Source organism: Streptomyces sp. NPDC042371, assembly GCF_056437465.1.
Map to the genome: position 1 here is coordinate 260,071 of NZ_JBWKAP010000005.1, position 16,299 is coordinate 276,369.

Genomic DNA, 16,299 nt, shown 5'->3' on the forward strand with positions numbered 1-16,299 from the left:
TCGCCCGGCGGGCGGCGGCTGTTGGGGGGACGGCGGCAGGAGGGTTCATGCGGCGGGCTCGGTCAGTACGCGCTCCAGCGGGACCTCGGCCGTCACCGTGACGGCGTCCGGCGCCAGGTCCGCCGGGGTCGGCATCGCGCTGCCGGGGAGCTGGACCGCGGCCGCGCCGTGCGCCACGGCGGAGGCGAGGGCGCGGGGCCCGGAGCCGCCCGCGATCAGGAAACCGGCCAGGGAGGAGTCACCGGCCCCCACATTGCTGCGCACGGCGGCGGCGTCGACGGGAGCGCTCGCGAAGTACGTGCCCGACGCGTCGACCAGGAGTTGGCCGTCGGCGCCGAGGCTGGCGAGAACGGCCCGGGCACCCGCCTGCCGCAGTTCCTCGGCGGCCTCGACCGCGTCGCCGACCGTCTTGAGGGGGCGGGCCACGGCTTCGGCGAGCTCTTCGACGTTGGGCTTGACGACGTCGGGGCGCTCCGCGAGCGCAGCGAGCAGGGCGGGCCCCGAGGTGTCCAGGGCGATCCGGGCACCGGCCGCGTGCGCGCGGGCCACGAGCTCCGCGTACCAGGAGGGCTTCAGGCCGCGCGGCAGGCTGCCGCAGCAGGCGATCCAGTCGGCGCCCTGCGACCGGTCACCGACGGTGGCGAGCAGCAGCTCCCGCTCCGCGTCGGAGAGTTCGGGGCCGGGCGCGTTGATCTTCGTGAGCGTGCCGTCGGGCTCCGCGACCGCGATGTTGGAACGGGTCTGCCCGGTGACGGGGACCGGGGCGACCTCGATGCGCTGCTCGTCGAGGAGCTGCGCGACGAGCGCGCCGGGCGCTCCGCCCAGCGGCAGTACGGCGACGGTCCGCACGCCCGCGGCCGCGACGGCCCGCGAGACGTTGACGCCCTTGCCGCCCGGGTCCACGCGCTCGCCGGTGGCGCGGACGACCTCGCCGCGGTCGAGCGACGGCACCTCGTAGGTGCGGTCGAGGGAGGGGTTGGGGGTGACGGTGAGGATCATGCGCGTACTACTTCCGTGCCCGCGCGCTCGATGGCGGCGGCGTCGTGGTCGGTGAGGCCGGTGTCGGTGATCAGGAGGTCGACGTCGGCCAGGGCGCCGAAGCGCGCGAAGTGCTCCTGGCCGTGCTTGGCGGAGTCCGCGAGCAGCACGACCCGGCGGGCCGCCGCGATGGCCGCGCGCTTCACGGCCGCCTCGGCGAGGTCGGGGGTGGTGAGTCCGGCGTCGGCGGAGAAGCCGTTGGCGGCGAGGAAGAGGACGTCGGCGCGGATCTCGCCGTACGCCCGCAGCGCCCATGCGTCGACGGCCGCGCGCGTACGCTGCCTGACCCGGCCGCCGATGAGGTGGAGCTGGATGCCGGGGTGGTCGGCGAGGCGGGCGGCGGTGGGCAGCCCGTGCGTGACGACGGTGAGCGTCGACTCCAGCGGGAGTGCCGCCGCGAGCCGCGCGACGGTCGACCCCGCGTCGAGGACGATGCTGCCCTCGGCGGGCAGTTCGGCGAGGGCGGCGCGGGCGATGCGGTCCTTCTCGTCGGCGGCGGTGCCCTCGCGCTCGGCGAGGTCCGGCTCGAAGTCGAGCCGTCCGGCCGGTATGGCACCGCCGTGCACGCGGCGCACGAGTCCGGCCCGGTCGAGCGCCTTCAGGTCGCGCCGGATGGTCTCCGCGGTGACCTGGAACTCCTCGGCCAGCGACAGCACGTCGACGCGGCCGCCGTCGCGTGCAAGGCGCAGGATCTCCTGCTGCCGCTCCGGTGCGTACATGTCCGTTTGCCTCCGCCGCATGCCCGAGCCTGTGGTTTCACTGGGAGAGTACGGCCGGATTTCCGGAAAGTAAACAGGTTCGGGCCTGACTCGGACACAAACGGACTTCTGCCTCTACGGGGGCGTTGCTTTGGACCCGTGAACCTGCGGCCGGACCTGCGGCCGGACCTACGGCCAGGGAAACGTCTCCAGCGCCGCAAGACACCGCTCCGCCAGCCCCGCGGGCCCCTCAGACTCTGCCGACCCCTCAGACCCTGCTGCCCCCTCAGACCCTGCCGCCCCCTCAGGACTCACGTCCCCCGCCGCCCACGTCTCCACCGCCACCCGCACCGCCACACTCGCGACGCCCGCCGCGAGGCGCAGCTCCAGGGGCGGCCCGGCAGGGGGCGTCCCCCCGGCCCGCTCCGCGAGGATCGCCAGCAGCGTCTGCTCCGACGCATGGCACGCGTCCGCCCACACCGCCCGCAGCGCCGGGCTCTCCGCCGACATGCGCAGCAGCGAGCGCACCCAGGCCAGGGACTCCGCCGCCCTCGGGGTGTCGGCCGCGAGCGCCTCCGTGACCGCGTGCCGCAGCGCGTCCGGGACCGACAGGCCCGCGGGAGCCCGGCGCACCGCCTCCGCCCACTGCTGCGCGCCCGCCGTGAAGAGCGGTGCGACCGACTCCTCCTTGGTCGGGAAGTAGCGGTAGAACGTGCGCGGCGCGACGCCCGCCGACCGCGCGATGTCCTCGGCGCGGGTGGCCCGCAGTCCGTCCGCGACGAAGAGCGCGGCCGCGGTGCGGGCGATGTCCAGGCGGGTCTCGTTCTTGCGTCGCTCCGTCAGCGAAACGGCAGGCGTGTCAGGCATGTCAGGCAGGTTATGTCAGCTTCCGTACGGGGGTTCGGAACCGTCCGGAGGCACTTACTGCCCGTGTGACACAATCTGCCACCGTAAGCCGCGCCGGAGAGTGCGCGGAAGGCACGCGTACGGCACGCGGTGCGAGCAAGAGGTGGCAAACAGCGGTGCGTCGTCGGCAGTTCCTTCTCCACACGGCCGGTCTCACCGGCGCCACCGCGCTCGGCGCCGCCGGCCTCAGCGCCTGCTCCGCGGAGACCGACACCCCGCTCAGGCTCCTCGTGGCCAGCTACGACAAGAGCGTGGGCTCCTCCATCGGCGACCAGTGGGGCAGCCTCATCGGCGCCTTCAAGAAGGCCCACCCGGGCATCGAGGTCGACCTGGAACGCGTCCCCTTCGCCAAGCTCGACCGCACCCTGGCTCGGCGCGTGAAGGACGGCGACGCCCCCGACATCGCCCAGTCCAACCTCTTCGCGCCCTACGCCGAGGAGGGCAAGCTGTACGGCGCGTCCGACCTCTTCGACGTCCGTACCGAGGGCGACTTCATCCGCTCCTACGCGGAGGCGGGCATGGTCGACCGCGTCCAGTACGGCCTGCCGTTCCTGGCCAGCACCCCGCGACTCTTCTACAACAAGGCGCTGTTCAAGCAGGCCCGCATCAAGGCGCCCCGCTCCTGGGCCGAACTGCGCGACGCCGCCGTGGCGTTGAAGGCGATCGGCGTGCCCACCCCGTACGGCCTTCAGCTCGGGCCTGAGGCCGCCGAGGACGAGGCGCTCGCCTGGCTGCTCGCCGACGGCGGCGGCTATGCCGCCCTCACCGGCTACGACTTCGCCACCCCCAGCAACATCGACACCCTCACCTGGCTCCGCGACAACCTCGTGGCGCGCGGCCTGGCGGGCGCCGACCCCAAGTCGCTGACGAGGACGGACGCGTACGCCCAGTTCCTGCGCGGCAAGATCGGCATGATGATCGCGCACCCGGTCCTGATGGGCGCCGCCGACCAGGCCAAGTTCCCCTACGCGCACGCCCCGTTCCCCCGGAAGCTGGGCGGCGCGGCGCCGCCGGTGGGGCTCAACGACTGGCTGATGGCGTTCAAGCAGAACGGGCGGCGCGAGCAGTGCGGCACGTTCCTGAGCTATCTGTACGGACGCAAGTCCGCCCTTGCGTACGGCGGGGGCCAGTCCGCGCTGCCCGTGACGAGCTCGGCGTCGGACGCCCTGCGCAAGGACCCGAAGCAGCGCCCGATGTGGGACTTCATCGACCAGATGCCGCAGGCCCAGTTCCAGCCGACGAACCTCGGCTCGTGGCCGGAGGTCAGGAACGCGGTGCGCCGTCACATCGGCGAGGCGGTGGCCAAGGGCGGCAGCCCGAAGGCGGTCCTGGAGTCCTTGGACACGATGGCGGCCCAGGCGGAACTTTAAGAGCTCCGCTAGTGGGGCGGTTCGTACCTGCGGGCTCGCTGTGGCTGGTCGCGCAGTTCCCCGCACCCCTTGGAAGCACCGGGCGCGGGGAACCTCGTACGGCCACCGGCCACCGGCCACCGGCCACCGATCACGGCGTCAGCGCAGGCTCCTTCTCCACCGGGTCCGCGTCCGGCACACCCTCGTCCCCGCCGCCCTCGATGTGCTGCTTCGGCTTCGCCGGGAGCGCGAACATCACCAGGAAGATGACGGCGAGCACGCCCGCCACCCACCACAGCGCGTTCTGGAACCCGTCCACGAACTCCGCGGGGACCCGGTCGGGCGTGACCCGCTCGTCGATGACCCCGAAGAAGACCACCGACACCAGGCCGAGGCCGAGCGCGGTGCCCATCTGCTGCACGGTGTTGATGAGCCCCGAGGCCGAACCCGCGTGCTCCTGCGGGACGCCCGAGAGGACCGCGTCCGTCAGCGGGGCCACGATCAGCCCCATGCCGACGCCCATCACGACCAGCGGGAGCGCCATCTGCCAGGGCGCGATGTCCGCCCCGTACCGCCCGGCCTCCCAGATGTAGATCAGGACGCCCGCGGCCATCGCCAGGGCACCGGCCTGCAGCACCTTGCGGCCGAAGCGGGGCACGAGCTTCTGCACGGAGATACCGGCCGCCGCCGAGACGGCGATCGAGAACGGCACCCCGGTCAGCCCGGCGCGCAGCGCGGTCCAGCCGAGGCCGACCTGCATGTAGAGCGTCCAGACCAGGAAGAAGATGCCCAGCGTGACGCCGAAGACCGTCTGCACCGCGATGCCCGCGGCGAAGCTCTTCACCTTGAACAGCGACAGCTCCACGAGCGGCGAACCGTCCTTCGCCGTCTTCCACTTCTCGTACGCGATGAGCGCGCCGAAGACGACCAGCGAACCGGCCATCATCACGTACCCCCACACCGGCCAGTCCAGCTCGCGGCCGCGGGTGAGCGGGTAGAGCAGCATCAGCAGACCGGCGGTAACCAGGACGACGCCGACGAGGTCAAGCTTGAGGGCGCGCGGCGCCTTGGACTCGGAGATGAACTTCCGGCCGAGGATGATGCCCGCGATGCCGACCGGCAGGTTGATGAGGAAGATCGGCCGCCACTCAAGGCCGAAGATGTTCCACTCGGTGAGCAGCGCGCCGAGCAGCGGCCCGGAGACCGCGCCGAGGCCGACGATCATGCCAAAGAGGCCGAAGACCTTGCCGCGCTCGTGGGCCGGGAAGGTCGCGTGCACGATGGACAGCACCTGCGGCACCATCAGCGCGGCCATGCCGCCCTGCAGGATGCGCGAGGCGACCAGCATCTCCGGGTTCGCCGCGAAACCGCAGAGCGCGGAGGCGACCGTGAACCCGGTGATGCCTATGAGGAAGATCCGCTTGCGGCCGTGGATGTCGCCGAGGCGCCCGCCGGTGACGAGACCCGCGGCGAAGGCGAGCGAGTAGCCAGCGGTGATCCACTGGATCTGGCTGAACGTGGCGCCCGCGTCACGCTGGATGGACGGGATGGCGATGTTGACGATCGTGACGTCGACGAGGTCCATGAAGGCGGCGGTCATCACGATCGCCAGGGCGAACCAACGCCGCCGGTCGCCGGCGGCCACCGGCGACACGGGAGCGGAAGTGGTGCTGGGTGAAGTCATGCCGTAAGGCTAGAGGCCATATAGGTCAGCTCATGTCCTAGTTCTCCGGCATCCTGAACGACATGACGACGGACGGTACGACAGCGGCGGGCACCGACACCCCGGCCAGGCTCTTCCAGCTCCTCTCCCTCCTGCAGACGCCCCGCGAGTGGCCGGGCGCCGAGCTCTCCGAACGGCTCGGCGTCAGCAGGCGGACGGTACGGCGGGACATCGACCGGCTGCGGGACCTCGGCTATCCGGTGCGGGCCTCCCAGGGCGCGGCGGGCGGCTACCGCCTGGTCGCGGGCAAGGCCATGCCGCCGCTGGTCCTGGACGACGAGGAGGCGGTGGCCATCGCGGTCGGGCTGCGGGCCGGGGCGGGGCACGCGGTGGAGGGCGTGGAGGAGGCGTCGGTGCGGGCGCTCGCCAAGCTGGAGCAGGTGCTGCCGGGGCGGCTGCGCCACCGGGTCTCCGCGCTGCAGATCGCGACGACGCCGCTGACCAGCGGGGACGGGGCGAGCATCGCGCCGGAGACGCTGACGGTGATGGCGTCGGCCGCGGCCGGGCACGAGCGGCTGCGGTTCGCCTATCGCTCGGGGGACGGCACGGCGTCGCGGCGGCTCACCGAGCCGTACCGGCTGGTCTCGACGGGGCGCCGCTGGTACCTCGTGGCGTACGACATCGACCGTGAGGACTGGCGGACCTTCCGGGTGGACCGGGTGTCCGAGCCGTTCGCGACGGGGGCGCGGTTCGTGCCGCGGGAGCTGCCGCAGGGGGATGCCGCGGCGTTCATCCGCGACTCGATGTGGCGCGGGCGGCCCACGTACGACCTGGATGTGTCCTTCGCGGCGCCCGCGGAGTTCGTCACCGCGCGGCTGGCCTCGACGCTCGGTCCCGTGGAGTCCCTGGACGACCACAGCTGCCGTCTGCGCTGCCAGGCGTCGGACTCGATCGAGTGGCTGGCGGTCCGCCTCGCGGTCATGGACTGCGACTTCACGGTGCACGGTCCGCGGGAACTGGTCGACTGCATCGGGGAGATCAGCGCCCGCCTGTCCCGGTCGATCACCGGCGCGGGGAAGAGGAAGAGGAAGGGGCAGGGGAAATAGGGTCCCGGCGCCGGGGGGATGGCACCGGGACCCGGTCAGTGGGCCGCTCAGGGCTCAAGCCTCAAGCCTCAAGGCTCAAGGCTCAAGAGCGGCTGCCGCCTAGGCCGCCGCGTCGAAGCCCGTGTCCCGCGCCAGCTTCTTCAGCTCGAGAAGCGCGTGCTTCTCGATCTGGCGGATCCGCTCACGCGTCAGCCCGTGCTCCTTGCCGACCTCCGTCAGCGTGCGCTCACGGCCGTCGTCTATGCCGTACCGCATCTTGATGATGGAGGCCGTGCGCTGGTCGAGGCGGCCGATCAGGCCGTCGAGCTCCTCGCTGCGGAGCAGCGAGAGGACGGACTGCTCGGGCGAGACGGCCGAGGTGTCCTCCAGGAGGTCACCGAACTGGGTGTCGCCGTCGTCGTCCACGCCCATGTTCAGCGAGACGGGGTCGCGCGCCCAGTCCAGGACGTCCGTGACGCGGGCCGGGGTGGAGGCGAGCTCCGTGGCGATCTCGGCGGGCTCGGGGTCGCGGCCGTTCTCGCGGTTGAACTCGCGCTGGACGCGGCGGATCCGGCCCAGCTCCTCCACCAGGTGGACGGGGAGGCGGATGGTGCGGGACTGGTCGGCTATGGAGCGGGTGATGGCCTGACGGATCCACCAGGTGGCATACGTGGAGAACTTGAAGCCCTTGGCGTAGTCGAACTTCTCGACTGCGCGGACCAGGCCCGCGTTCCCCTCCTGGATCAGGTCGAGCAGGGGGAGGCCGCTGCGCGGATAACGGCGGGCGACCGCGACGACCAGGCGGAGGTTCGAACGGATGAAGACGTCCTTGGCGCGCTCACCGTCGGCGATGAGGGCTTCGAGCTCCTCGCGGTCCGCGGTGACCTTGCTGTCCTCGACCTCGCCGTCCAGGATCTTCCGGGCATACACCCCGGCCTCGATGACCTGGGAGAGCTCCACTTCCTTGGCGGCGTCGAGCAGCGGCGTGCGCGCTATCTCGTCGAGGTACATGCCGACCAGGTCGCGGTCGGCGATCTCCCCGCCTACGGCGCGAACACTGCGTGCCGCGTCGGTCTCGCCGGAGGCGGCGGACTTACGACGGGCGACGGCACGGGTTGCCATGCGTGCTCCCTTGCGATGGTTGTCCTGGTCGGCCCATTCATGGGGCCTCTGTGGTGGATGGCACACCCTCGGGTGCCCTGCATCCGTTGGAAACAACGACTGGAATCCGGACAGAATTCCCAAGCCGCACATCTTTTTTCCTGACGGTGCAGTACCCTGTGGCGCCACACGGGCGGCCGGATGCCGCCGGACCGCGTAGAGGTGCAGGTCAGACCGGCCGTCACCGTCGACACCGTCGCCCTCCTGCGGGAAGAGCGCCGCCCTTGGCTGCCCTCCCACCCTGAAGACGACCCGCACCGCCCGTTGGTTGCTCAGGAGCGGATTCCGGTCCCCACCCTGGTCGTGTGCTCGGTTACAGGACGAGTAGTCCTGTCTGATCGAAGTCGGCCCACCGCCCAGCACGAGCGGTCCCTAGGCCCCCGGGACTAGGCCCCGAGACCGTTACCCGTCGGCAGGTCTCCGGCCTACCTTCCCTCCATGAACGACACCACAGGCACCCTCGACGAAGCCCTGCAGCGGTTGCACGCCTCGGGGCCCGAGCGTCTCGGGCGGCTCACCAACCACGCCCCGATGGCGGTCGAGGCGCTCGCCGCGCGCGGGCAGTCCCGCGCCGTCCACCGGTGGCTCGATCTTTACGCTCCCAGATTGGAGGAGTTTCCCGCCGCGGTAGAGCCGCTCACCGACGGGGACTGGGCCTCGGCACTGGGTGACACGCGGCGCGCGGCGGACTGGATCGCGTACTTCCAACGGGAGATCAGGGAGAGCGGGGAGCAGTCCTGGCGCGAGGTGCTCGCCCTGTGGTGGCCGCGGCTGCTGCCCGGTCTGTACGGCGGTTCGTCGCATCCGGTGATCCGGGTCGGCCACGCCGTGCGCACGCTGGAGGAGGGCGGCGCGACCGGGCCCCGGCTCGACGAGCTCGCCCACGGCCTCGGCTACTGGGCGGCCCGCCACCACCCGCTGACCGGCGTGGCCATGCTGCCGGGTGCCGATAGCGCGGCCGACGCCCTGGAGGCGGTGCCGCCCATCGCGAACCGGGCGGACGGCGGCTTCCCCACCCGGCTCGCCCGGGTCGAGGGGCTGCCCGCGTGGGCCACCGATGTGGACGCCCCGGAGGAGGCGCGGCGCAGGCTGACCGAGCTGGTGCGGGCGGCCACGCACCGGTACGTCACGCACGGCCACGGCGACGAGACGATGCTGGTGCACGCGGCGACGGCGCCCAACGCCGTGCTGCGCGCCCTGCCCGCGCTCCCCCGCGCCCTGTGGGTGCCGAGCCTGCACGCCGCGTGGACCGCGTCGGCGGCGGTGACCGCCATGTACGCGCCGGACGAGCCGGTGGCGTACACCCCGCCGGGCACGTTCACCGCCGAGGAGGCCTTCGAGCGGGCCCTGGCCCACGGCGACGAGCACGTCATCAAGCTGACGGACACGGCGCTCGACGTCGGCGACGAACAGGCGCTGGCGGCGGCCCTGCGCGCGATCGAGCTCAGCGAGCCGCTCGCCTGACGCCGCGCACGCCGGGACGGCCCGCGCTCACCCGAACTGCACCGACCGCTTCGCGAGCCCCATCCAGAACCCGTCGATCACGCTGCGCTGCGCACCGAGGTCCCCCGCCGCCTCGGCCGCGCCGAGCGTCACGAAGAGCGGCGCGAAGTGCTCGGTGCGCGGGTGGGCGAGCTGCCCGGCCGGGGACTTCCGCCCGAAGTCGAGCAGCGCGTCCACGTCGCCCGCCTCCAGGGCCTCGTGGCCCCACGCGTCGAACTCCGCCGACCAGGCGGGGACGCCGCCCTGCCGCAGCGCCGCCAGGTTGTGCGTGAAGAAGCCGCTGCCGACGACCAGCACGCCCTCGTCGCGCAGCGGCGCCAGCTTGCGGCCGATGTCCATGAGGCGGCGCGGATCGAGGGTCGGCAGGGAGATCTGGAGCACGGGGATGTCCGCGTCCGGGTACATCTCCACGAGCGGCACGTACGCCCCGTGGTCGAGCCCGCGGTCCGGCACGTCCTGCACGGGCGTGCCGGGGGCGTGCAGCAGTTTCCGTACGGACGCGGCGAGTTCGGGGGCGCCGGGCGCGGCGTACGTCACTTGGTAGTAGTGCTCGGGGAAGCCCCAGAAGTCGTACACGAGGGGCAGCGTCTGGGTGGCGGAGAGGGCCAGCGGGGCCTCCTCCCAGTGGGCGGAGACCATCAGGATCGCCTTCGGGCGCGGCAGCCCGGCGGACCAGGCGGCCAGCTCGCCGGGCCAGACCGGGTCGTCGGCGAGCGGCGGGGCGCCGTGGCTGAGATACAGGGCGGGCATGCGGGACATCGCGCACCTCCGGCGGGCGGGACCAGGCGATCGAACGAGGCACTTGTACGAAGCGCTTGAATGAGGTATTTGAAACCTCAAGCTTTATGAGCCCATCGTACGGGTGGTTTGTTCAAAGTTCAAGGAACAACCTCGTACAGTGGGGTCCATGGATACGGCAGCGACCCCTCCCCCGACCGGCGAGCCGCGCTGGCTGGACGGCGACGAGCAGTGCGTCTGGCGGGAGTACCTCCAGGCGACCACTCTTCTCGACGACTTCCTCGACCGTCAGCTGCAGCGCGACGCGGGCATGCCCCACATGTATTACGGCCTATTGGTCCAGTTGTCCGACGCCCCCCGGCGGCGGCTGCGGATGACCGAGCTGGCCAAGACCATGAAGATCACCCGGTCCCGTCTCTCGCACGCCATCGCGCGCCTGGAGAAGAGCGGCTGGGTGCGCCGCGAGGACTGCCCGTCCGACAAGCGTGGGCAGCTCGCGATCCTGACCGACGACGGCTTCGAGGTGCTGCGCAGGACCGCCCCCGGCCATGTCACCGCCGTCCGCCAGGCCCTCTTCGACCGGCTCACCCCGGAACAGCAGAAGTCCCTCGGCGAGATCATGAAGATCGTCGCCGAGGGACTTCAGCCCAAGGAGGCCGGGGCAGACCTCCCCTGGCTCCGCTAGGTGCGCCGCCCGCAACCCTCCCGGGGCAGCGGCTTGCCGCGGTCCCGGGTCAGTGGGCCATCACCGGGATCTTGACCTCGTCCTCGACACCGTCCGACGAGTCGGCGGGAGCCGACGTGCCGCCCTGGTGGCCGGTGGTGACGAACGTCGCCGCGATCAGCGCGGAGACGACCAGGATGCCGACCGCCCACCAGATGGCGCTGGTGTAGCCCTCGACCATGGCCTGCGCCTGGAGGAGCTTCGGGTTGGTGGCACCGGCCGCGTGGTCCGTGAGGTACGCGGTGGTCGCCGAGGCGGCGATGGTGTTCAGGAGGGCCGTGCCGATGGCGCCGCCGACCTGCTGCGAGGTGTTGACCATCGCGGAGGCGACACCGGCGTCACGGGCCTCGACGCCGTGCGTGGCCAGGGACATGGCAGGCATGAACGCCGTACCCATGCCGAGGCCCAGCATCAGCTGCGCGGGCAGGATCAGACCGGTGTAGGAGCTGCCGATCTCCAGCTGCGTCAGGAGCAGCATGCCGACCGCGGCGAGCAGGAAGCCCGGGGCCATCAGCAGCCGCGGCGCGACGCGGGTCATCAGACGGGCACCGATCTGCGTGGAGCCCGTGATCATGCCGACCATCATCGGCAGGAACGCGAAGCCGGTCTTGACCGGCGAGTAGCCCTGCACGATCTGCAGGTAGTACGTGAGGAACAGGAACAGGCCGAACATCGCGATGACCGCGAGGCCGAGCGACATGTAGACGCCGCCGCGGTTGCGCTCGGTCAGGACGCGCAGCGGCAGCAGCGGCGACTTGACCTTGGCCTCGGTGAGGACGAACGCGGCGAGCAGCACGGCCGAGGCGACGAACATCGTGACCGTCACTGCGTCCGACCAGCCCGCGGACTCGGCGCGGGTGAAGCCGTAGACCAGCGAGACCAGACCGAGGGTGGAGAGGACCACGCCGGGGATGTCGAGCGGCGAGCGGTTGCGGCCGCCGGCCGGCTCACGGATGACGAAGTACGCGCCCAGGGCGGCGACCACCGCGAACGGGATGTTCACGAAGAAGGTCCAGCGCCAGTTCAGGTACTCGGTGAGGAAGCCGCCGAGGATCAGGCCGACGGCGCCGCCACCACCGGCGATCGCGCCGTAGATGCCGAAGGCCTTGGCGCGCTCCTTGGCGTCGGTGAACATCACCGCGAGCAGCGAGAGGGCGGCGGGCGCGAGCAGCGCGCCGAACACACCCTGGAGGGCGCGGGCGCCCAGCATCATGGCCTCGCCGGTCGCGGCGCCGCCGAGCGCGGAGGCCCCGGCGAAACCGATCAGGCCGGTCACGAAGGTGCGCTTGCGGCCCCACAGGTCGGCGATGCGGCCGCCGAAGAGCAGCAGACCGCCGAAGGCGAGCGCGTAGGCCGTGATGACCCACTGGCGGTTGCCGTCGGATATGCCGAGGTCCTGCTGGGCGGAGGGCAGCGCGATGTTCACGATGGTCGCGTCGAGCACGACCATCAGCTGCGCGAGAGCGATGAAGACGAGCGCTCTCCAGCGCTTGGCGTCGGGCCCGGATGCGGGCTTGAGAGCTGTGTCGGACATAGGAGTAGCCACCTAGCGGTACGGAGTGGTCAAAGAGGTACGAGCCGGTAAAAGCAGAAAGATGAAGCGAGCGCGGTGCGCGGTGAGGCGTGCGCGGTGCGCGATCAGGTCTGTCGGAGGTCCTCCAGCGTCGCCGCCGCCCCCGGAAGCTCGGACCGGGCGGGCGCCATCAGGCCGTCCAGGAACAGCTGCAGATGACGGTGGATGAAGCTGTCCATGCCCGGGCAGGCCGTGCCCGGCAGCGGCCTGGTCAGCTGGGACAGGGCGACCATCAGGTCACCGACGGCGATGTCGGTGCGCAGCTGACCGGCCGCGCGGGCGCGCTCCATGAGGCCTTCGATGGAGCGTTCGAGCCGCTCGCGGGCGTCGAGCAGGTCGGGGTGGAAGGGGTCGAAGTCGGCCGACAGCATCGGGCACATGGCCCCGATGCGCTCCTCGGCCGCGGCGTGCACGAAGGTGCGCAGGGCGTCGAAGGCGGCGCCCTCGTCGGCGTCCGCCGTGGCGATGCCCTGCTCGGCGTGGGCCGCGACGCGGTCCGTCACCGAGAGGACGACCTGGCGCACCAGCTCGGGGCGGTCGGCGAAGTGCCGGTAGACCGTGGCGTTGCCGACGCCCGCCCGGCGCGCGACCTCGTCGAGGGGTACGTCCGACCCGTGCTCCACGAACATCTCGCGCGCGGCGGCGACGATCCGCTCCCGGTTGCGCAGGGCGTCGGCCCGCGGTCGCGGGACTCGGCGCTGCGGGGCGGTGGCGGTGTCCACGGCTGCTCCTCGTGTGTTCGGTGTCGAGTCGGTGTCGGTGTACGTGACCGGCGTGGTCCCGCGATGCGGGGAGTGACTCCCCGTTTCACGCGGACACAGGTCTAAACGGGGAAGGAGTCCCCGGATATTTCCCGCTCCTCAACCAAATTCATGTGACCTGAGTCACAGCACTTCCCGGCAAGAAACCCACGATCGGTCGCACCCAGCGAGCGCCCGCGCACCCCCCGGCAGAGGGTGATCGAACAGGGTGCAGCCATGACCGGCGGCTGCCGCGGAGCGGAAGGCCCATGCATGCAGCAGCCGACCTGGCGCCGGATACGCCCCACCCGCCGGGGCATCGCCCTCGGATCCGTCGCCGCGATCGCCCTCGTGATCACCACGTCGGCGAGCACCGGACGCCTGATGGAGGGCTCGCAGAGCGCGGCGGGCCCGGTGTCCCTGGCCCGCAGCACCACCCTCGGCCCCTGCATGATCAGCGGCGCGATGGGCGTACAGATGTCGGAGGGCGTGCCCACACCGCCCGGCTACTCGCGCTCCACCGGCACCGTCCGGGCCCTGAACCTCATGGTCGACTTCTCCGACGCCCCCGGTCAGGGCAAGGCGATGGACCGCCTCTCGGAGTTCTTCCCGCAGACCGCCGACTGGTTCCGCACCAGCTCCTACGGACGCCTCGACTACCGCCCCGAGTCCCCCGTGCCGCACTGGCTGCGGATGCCCAAGTCGTTCGCGGAGTACGGGATAGAGCGTGGCGCCCCCTTCGACCCCGGCTACCGCACGCTCGTCGAGGACATCGTGGCGGCCGCCGACCCCGACGTGGACTTCCGGACGTACGACCTCGTGAACATCCTGATCACCCCGAACGCGGGTCCCTCGGCCCTCGACACCGTCCTGTCGGTGACCTTCGCGGGCAACCACGAGGCGCCGGTCGCGGACGGCGTGCCGGTCTCCAACGCGTCCTTCGTCTACAGCCGCCAGGACGACGGCTCGGGCAGCTACCGGGAGACGGGCTACCGCGTCCTGCCGCACGAGAACGGCCACGTCTTCGGCCTGCCCGACCTGTACACGCAGGACGGCGGCGGCGCGGTAGGCCACTGGGACATCATGAGCGAGGACTGGGGCGCCAACAACGACCTGCTGGCCTGGCACAAGTGGAAGCTGGGCTGGCTCGACGACGACCAGATCAGCTGCGCCGCGAGCTCCGGCACGACCGAGCACGTGCTGTCCCCGCTCGCCGGTTCCGGCGGCACGAAGCTGGCGTTCGCCCCGCTGACCGAGAAGACGGGGTACGCGATCGAGGTCCGCACCCGTGGCGGCAACGACGAGGCGGTGTGCAAGCCGGGCGTCCTGATCTACCGCGTGGACGCGGAGGTCGACACGGGCCACGGCCCGGTCACGGTCTCCGACGCGACACCCGACAGCGGTGGCTGCACCCGCCGCCCCAACGTCCACGCGGAGCTCTCCGACGCGACCTACGGCATCGGCGAGACCTTCACCGACCGCAAGACGGGCGTGCGGGTCACGGTGGCGGGAGTGACCGGCGACGGCGACTACCGCGTGCACGTCACGCGGCCGTAGCGGTGACCGTGGGCGTACCGGTGATCGTGGCTGCGGTGACGGCCTCGTCGGCGCGGGGCTGCGCCCCCGGCACGGTCTGCCGCACCTGCCGCAGGAACGCGGCGTTGCTCGGCGTCTTGCGGATCCGGTCGAGCAGCGCCTCCAGGGGGGCACCCTGTCCGCCCCGGCCGCTCAGGGCGCGCCGCAGCCCGCGCACGGCGCTCAACTCGACTTCCGGGACCATGAGTTCCTCCCGCCGGGTGCCGGAAGGGGTGATGTCGATCGCGGGGAAGACGCGCCGGTCGGAGAGCGCGCGGTCGAGCCGCAGCTCCATGTTCCCGGTGCCCTTCAGCTCCTCGAAGTAGTAGTCGTCGGCGCGCGATCCGGTCTCCACGAGCACGGTCGCGAGCATCGTCAGGGAGCCGCCCTCCTCGGCGAGGCGCGCGGCACCGAAGAGCCGCTTCGGCCCCTGCACGGCGGCCGCGTCGACACCGCCGCTGAGGGTGCGGCCGCTGCCGGAGGCCGCGTTGTTGTACGCACGGCACAGCCGCGTCAGCGAGTCGAAGAGCATGACGACGTCCCGCCCCTCCTCGACCATGCGCTTGGCGCGCTCCACGGCGAGTTCGGCGAGGGCGATGTGCTCCTTCGCGGGCCGGTCGAAGGTCGAGGAGAGCACCTCGCCGCGGACCGAGCGCTGCATGTCGGTGACCTCCTCGGGCCGCTCGTCGAGGAGGACGACCATGAGATGGCACTCGGGGTGGTTGCGGGTGACCGCGGCGGCGATCTGCTGGAGCAGCACGGTCTTGCCGGTCTTGGGCGGGGCGACGATCAGGCCGCGCTGCCCCTTGCCGACGGGCGCGACGAGGTCGACGAGCCGCCCGGCGACGGGCCCGCCGTCGGTCTCCAGGCGGAGCCGCTCGCGGGGGTGCAGCGGCGTGAGGTCCTGGAACCGCCGCCGCCCGCGCAGGGTGCGGGTGGCGTGCCCGTTGACCCGCTCGACCCCGGCGAGCACGCGGGGCCGCCCGCAGACGCCTTCGACGAAGTCGCCCGCGCGGAGCCCGAATTGGCGGACGAGGGCTGCGGGCACCTGTACGTCGCCGTTCCCGGGGAGGCAGGAAGCGCCCCGGAGGAACCCGCGGCCTTCCCGGCCGATGTCGAGAACTCCGGCGCAGGAGTGGTCAGTCGAAGTGGAAGTTGAAGCTGCAGTAGCAGCTATGGATGAAGGTTGTTCGATGGTTGTGGCAGTCATGATGTGGGTCCTTTCGCGACATGCGAAGAAGAGGGCCCGGCGGGACGGCAATGACCACGTCCCGTACGACGGGCAGGAGAACCGCTGCGAGATGCGAGATGCGCGAGCAGTACGAAAACGAAGTGGGTCGCACACAGAAGGCGACCTGACAGATCCCGGCGGGCCGGGAGAAGGAACAGAAGCACGGGCACCCCAGAACGGGGCGTACACACGTACCTCTCGGAAGGTAGCACACGATGCGCCGACCGAGACAGGTCGAAAGACCCCCCTGAAACCTCTCCCCAGAGCTCGTACGTTAGGTTAGCCTTACCTAACGAGTTGGGGGAGGTCGCTCAC

The 16,299-nt window shown here is 71.6% G+C and carries 14 protein-coding genes; 5 read left to right on the forward strand and 9 right to left on the reverse strand.

The window, feature by feature from the left end:
• Positions 1–45: 45 nt before the first annotated feature.
• From pfkB to AC068B_RS17260, 3 genes are all read right to left on the reverse strand, one after another.
• Positions 46–999 carry a 1-phosphofructokinase gene (gene pfkB, locus AC068B_RS17250; RefSeq protein ID WP_478672353.1) on the reverse strand — a complete coding sequence of 318 codons (954 nt, stop codon included), beginning with the start codon at positions 997–999 and terminating at the stop codon, positions 46–48.
• Complete coding sequence (locus AC068B_RS17255; protein WP_478672355.1) at positions 996–1,757, reverse strand: DeoR/GlpR family DNA-binding transcription regulator; 762 nt, start codon at positions 1,755–1,757, stop codon at positions 996–998. Before AC068B_RS17255 ends, pfkB begins: the two co-directional genes overlap by 4 nt.
• Before the next feature lie 168 nt (positions 1,758–1,925).
• Positions 1,926–2,603: a TetR/AcrR family transcriptional regulator gene (locus tag AC068B_RS17260; RefSeq protein WP_478672356.1), complete on the reverse strand. Its 678-nt coding sequence runs from the start codon at positions 2,601–2,603 to the stop codon at positions 1,926–1,928.
• Between the two features lie 155 nt (positions 2,604–2,758).
• Between AC068B_RS17260 and AC068B_RS17265 the strand changes: the two genes are divergently transcribed.
• Positions 2,759–4,012, forward strand: a complete 1,254-nt coding sequence (locus AC068B_RS17265; protein WP_478672357.1) for an extracellular solute-binding protein — start codon at positions 2,759–2,761, stop codon at positions 4,010–4,012.
• A 130-nt stretch (positions 4,013–4,142) separates the two neighbouring features.
• On the opposite strand, the gene AC068B_RS17270 is transcribed toward AC068B_RS17265, so the two are convergent.
• A complete protein-coding gene (locus AC068B_RS17270) occupies positions 4,143–5,675 on the reverse strand; it encodes an MFS transporter (protein WP_478672358.1) in 1,533 nt (510 codons plus the stop codon).
• 62 nt (positions 5,676–5,737) lie between these two features.
• On the opposite strand from AC068B_RS17270, the gene AC068B_RS17275 reads away from it, so the two are divergent.
• A complete protein-coding gene (locus AC068B_RS17275; protein ID WP_478672359.1) occupies positions 5,738–6,760 on the forward strand; it encodes a helix-turn-helix transcriptional regulator in 1,023 nt (340 codons plus the stop codon).
• Between the two features lie 99 nt (positions 6,761–6,859).
• On the opposite strand, the gene AC068B_RS17280 is transcribed toward AC068B_RS17275, so the two are convergent.
• Positions 6,860–7,861, reverse strand: coding sequence for a sigma-70 family RNA polymerase sigma factor (locus AC068B_RS17280; protein ID WP_356263309.1), 1,002 nt, complete (start codon positions 7,859–7,861; stop codon positions 6,860–6,862).
• Positions 7,862–8,338: 477 nt separating this feature from the next.
• Here AC068B_RS17280 and AC068B_RS17285 point away from each other — a divergent pair, with 477 nt between their 5' ends.
• Positions 8,339–9,364: a questin oxidase family protein gene (locus AC068B_RS17285; RefSeq protein ID WP_478672360.1), complete on the forward strand. Its 1,026-nt coding sequence runs from the start codon at positions 8,339–8,341 to the stop codon at positions 9,362–9,364.
• Between the two features lie 27 nt (positions 9,365–9,391).
• Here the strand turns inward: AC068B_RS17285 and AC068B_RS17290 are convergent, their stop codons facing one another.
• A complete protein-coding gene (locus AC068B_RS17290; RefSeq protein ID WP_478672361.1) occupies positions 9,392–10,162 on the reverse strand; it encodes a dioxygenase family protein in 771 nt (256 codons plus the stop codon).
• 148 nt (positions 10,163–10,310) lie between these two features.
• On the opposite strand from AC068B_RS17290, the gene AC068B_RS17295 reads away from it, so the two are divergent.
• A complete protein-coding gene (locus tag AC068B_RS17295) occupies positions 10,311–10,826 on the forward strand; it encodes a MarR family winged helix-turn-helix transcriptional regulator (protein ID WP_478672362.1) in 516 nt (171 codons plus the stop codon).
• Between the two features lie 49 nt (positions 10,827–10,875).
• On the opposite strand, the gene AC068B_RS17300 is transcribed toward AC068B_RS17295, so the two are convergent.
• Both AC068B_RS17300 and AC068B_RS17305 read right to left on the reverse strand, forming a co-directional pair.
• Entirely contained in the window at positions 10,876–12,399 is a 1,524-nt protein-coding gene (locus AC068B_RS17300; protein ID WP_478672363.1) for an MFS transporter, read from the reverse strand.
• 104 nt (positions 12,400–12,503) lie between these two features.
• Positions 12,504–13,160 carry a TetR/AcrR family transcriptional regulator gene (locus AC068B_RS17305; RefSeq protein WP_356263320.1) on the reverse strand — a complete coding sequence of 219 codons (657 nt, stop codon included), beginning with the start codon at positions 13,158–13,160 and terminating at the stop codon, positions 12,504–12,506.
• A 291-nt stretch (positions 13,161–13,451) separates the two neighbouring features.
• Here AC068B_RS17305 and AC068B_RS17310 point away from each other — a divergent pair, with 291 nt between their 5' ends.
• On the forward strand, positions 13,452–14,735 hold the full coding sequence (locus AC068B_RS17310) for a M6 family metalloprotease domain-containing protein (RefSeq protein ID WP_478672364.1): 1,284 nt from the start codon (positions 13,452–13,454) through the stop codon (positions 14,733–14,735).
• Here AC068B_RS17310 and rho read toward each other — a convergent pair.
• A complete protein-coding gene (rho, locus tag AC068B_RS17315; protein WP_478672365.1) occupies positions 14,722–15,963 on the reverse strand; it encodes a transcription termination factor Rho in 1,242 nt (413 codons plus the stop codon). The two genes, AC068B_RS17310 and rho, sit on opposite strands and share 14 nt — an antisense overlap.
• Positions 15,964–16,299 lie beyond the last annotated feature (336 nt).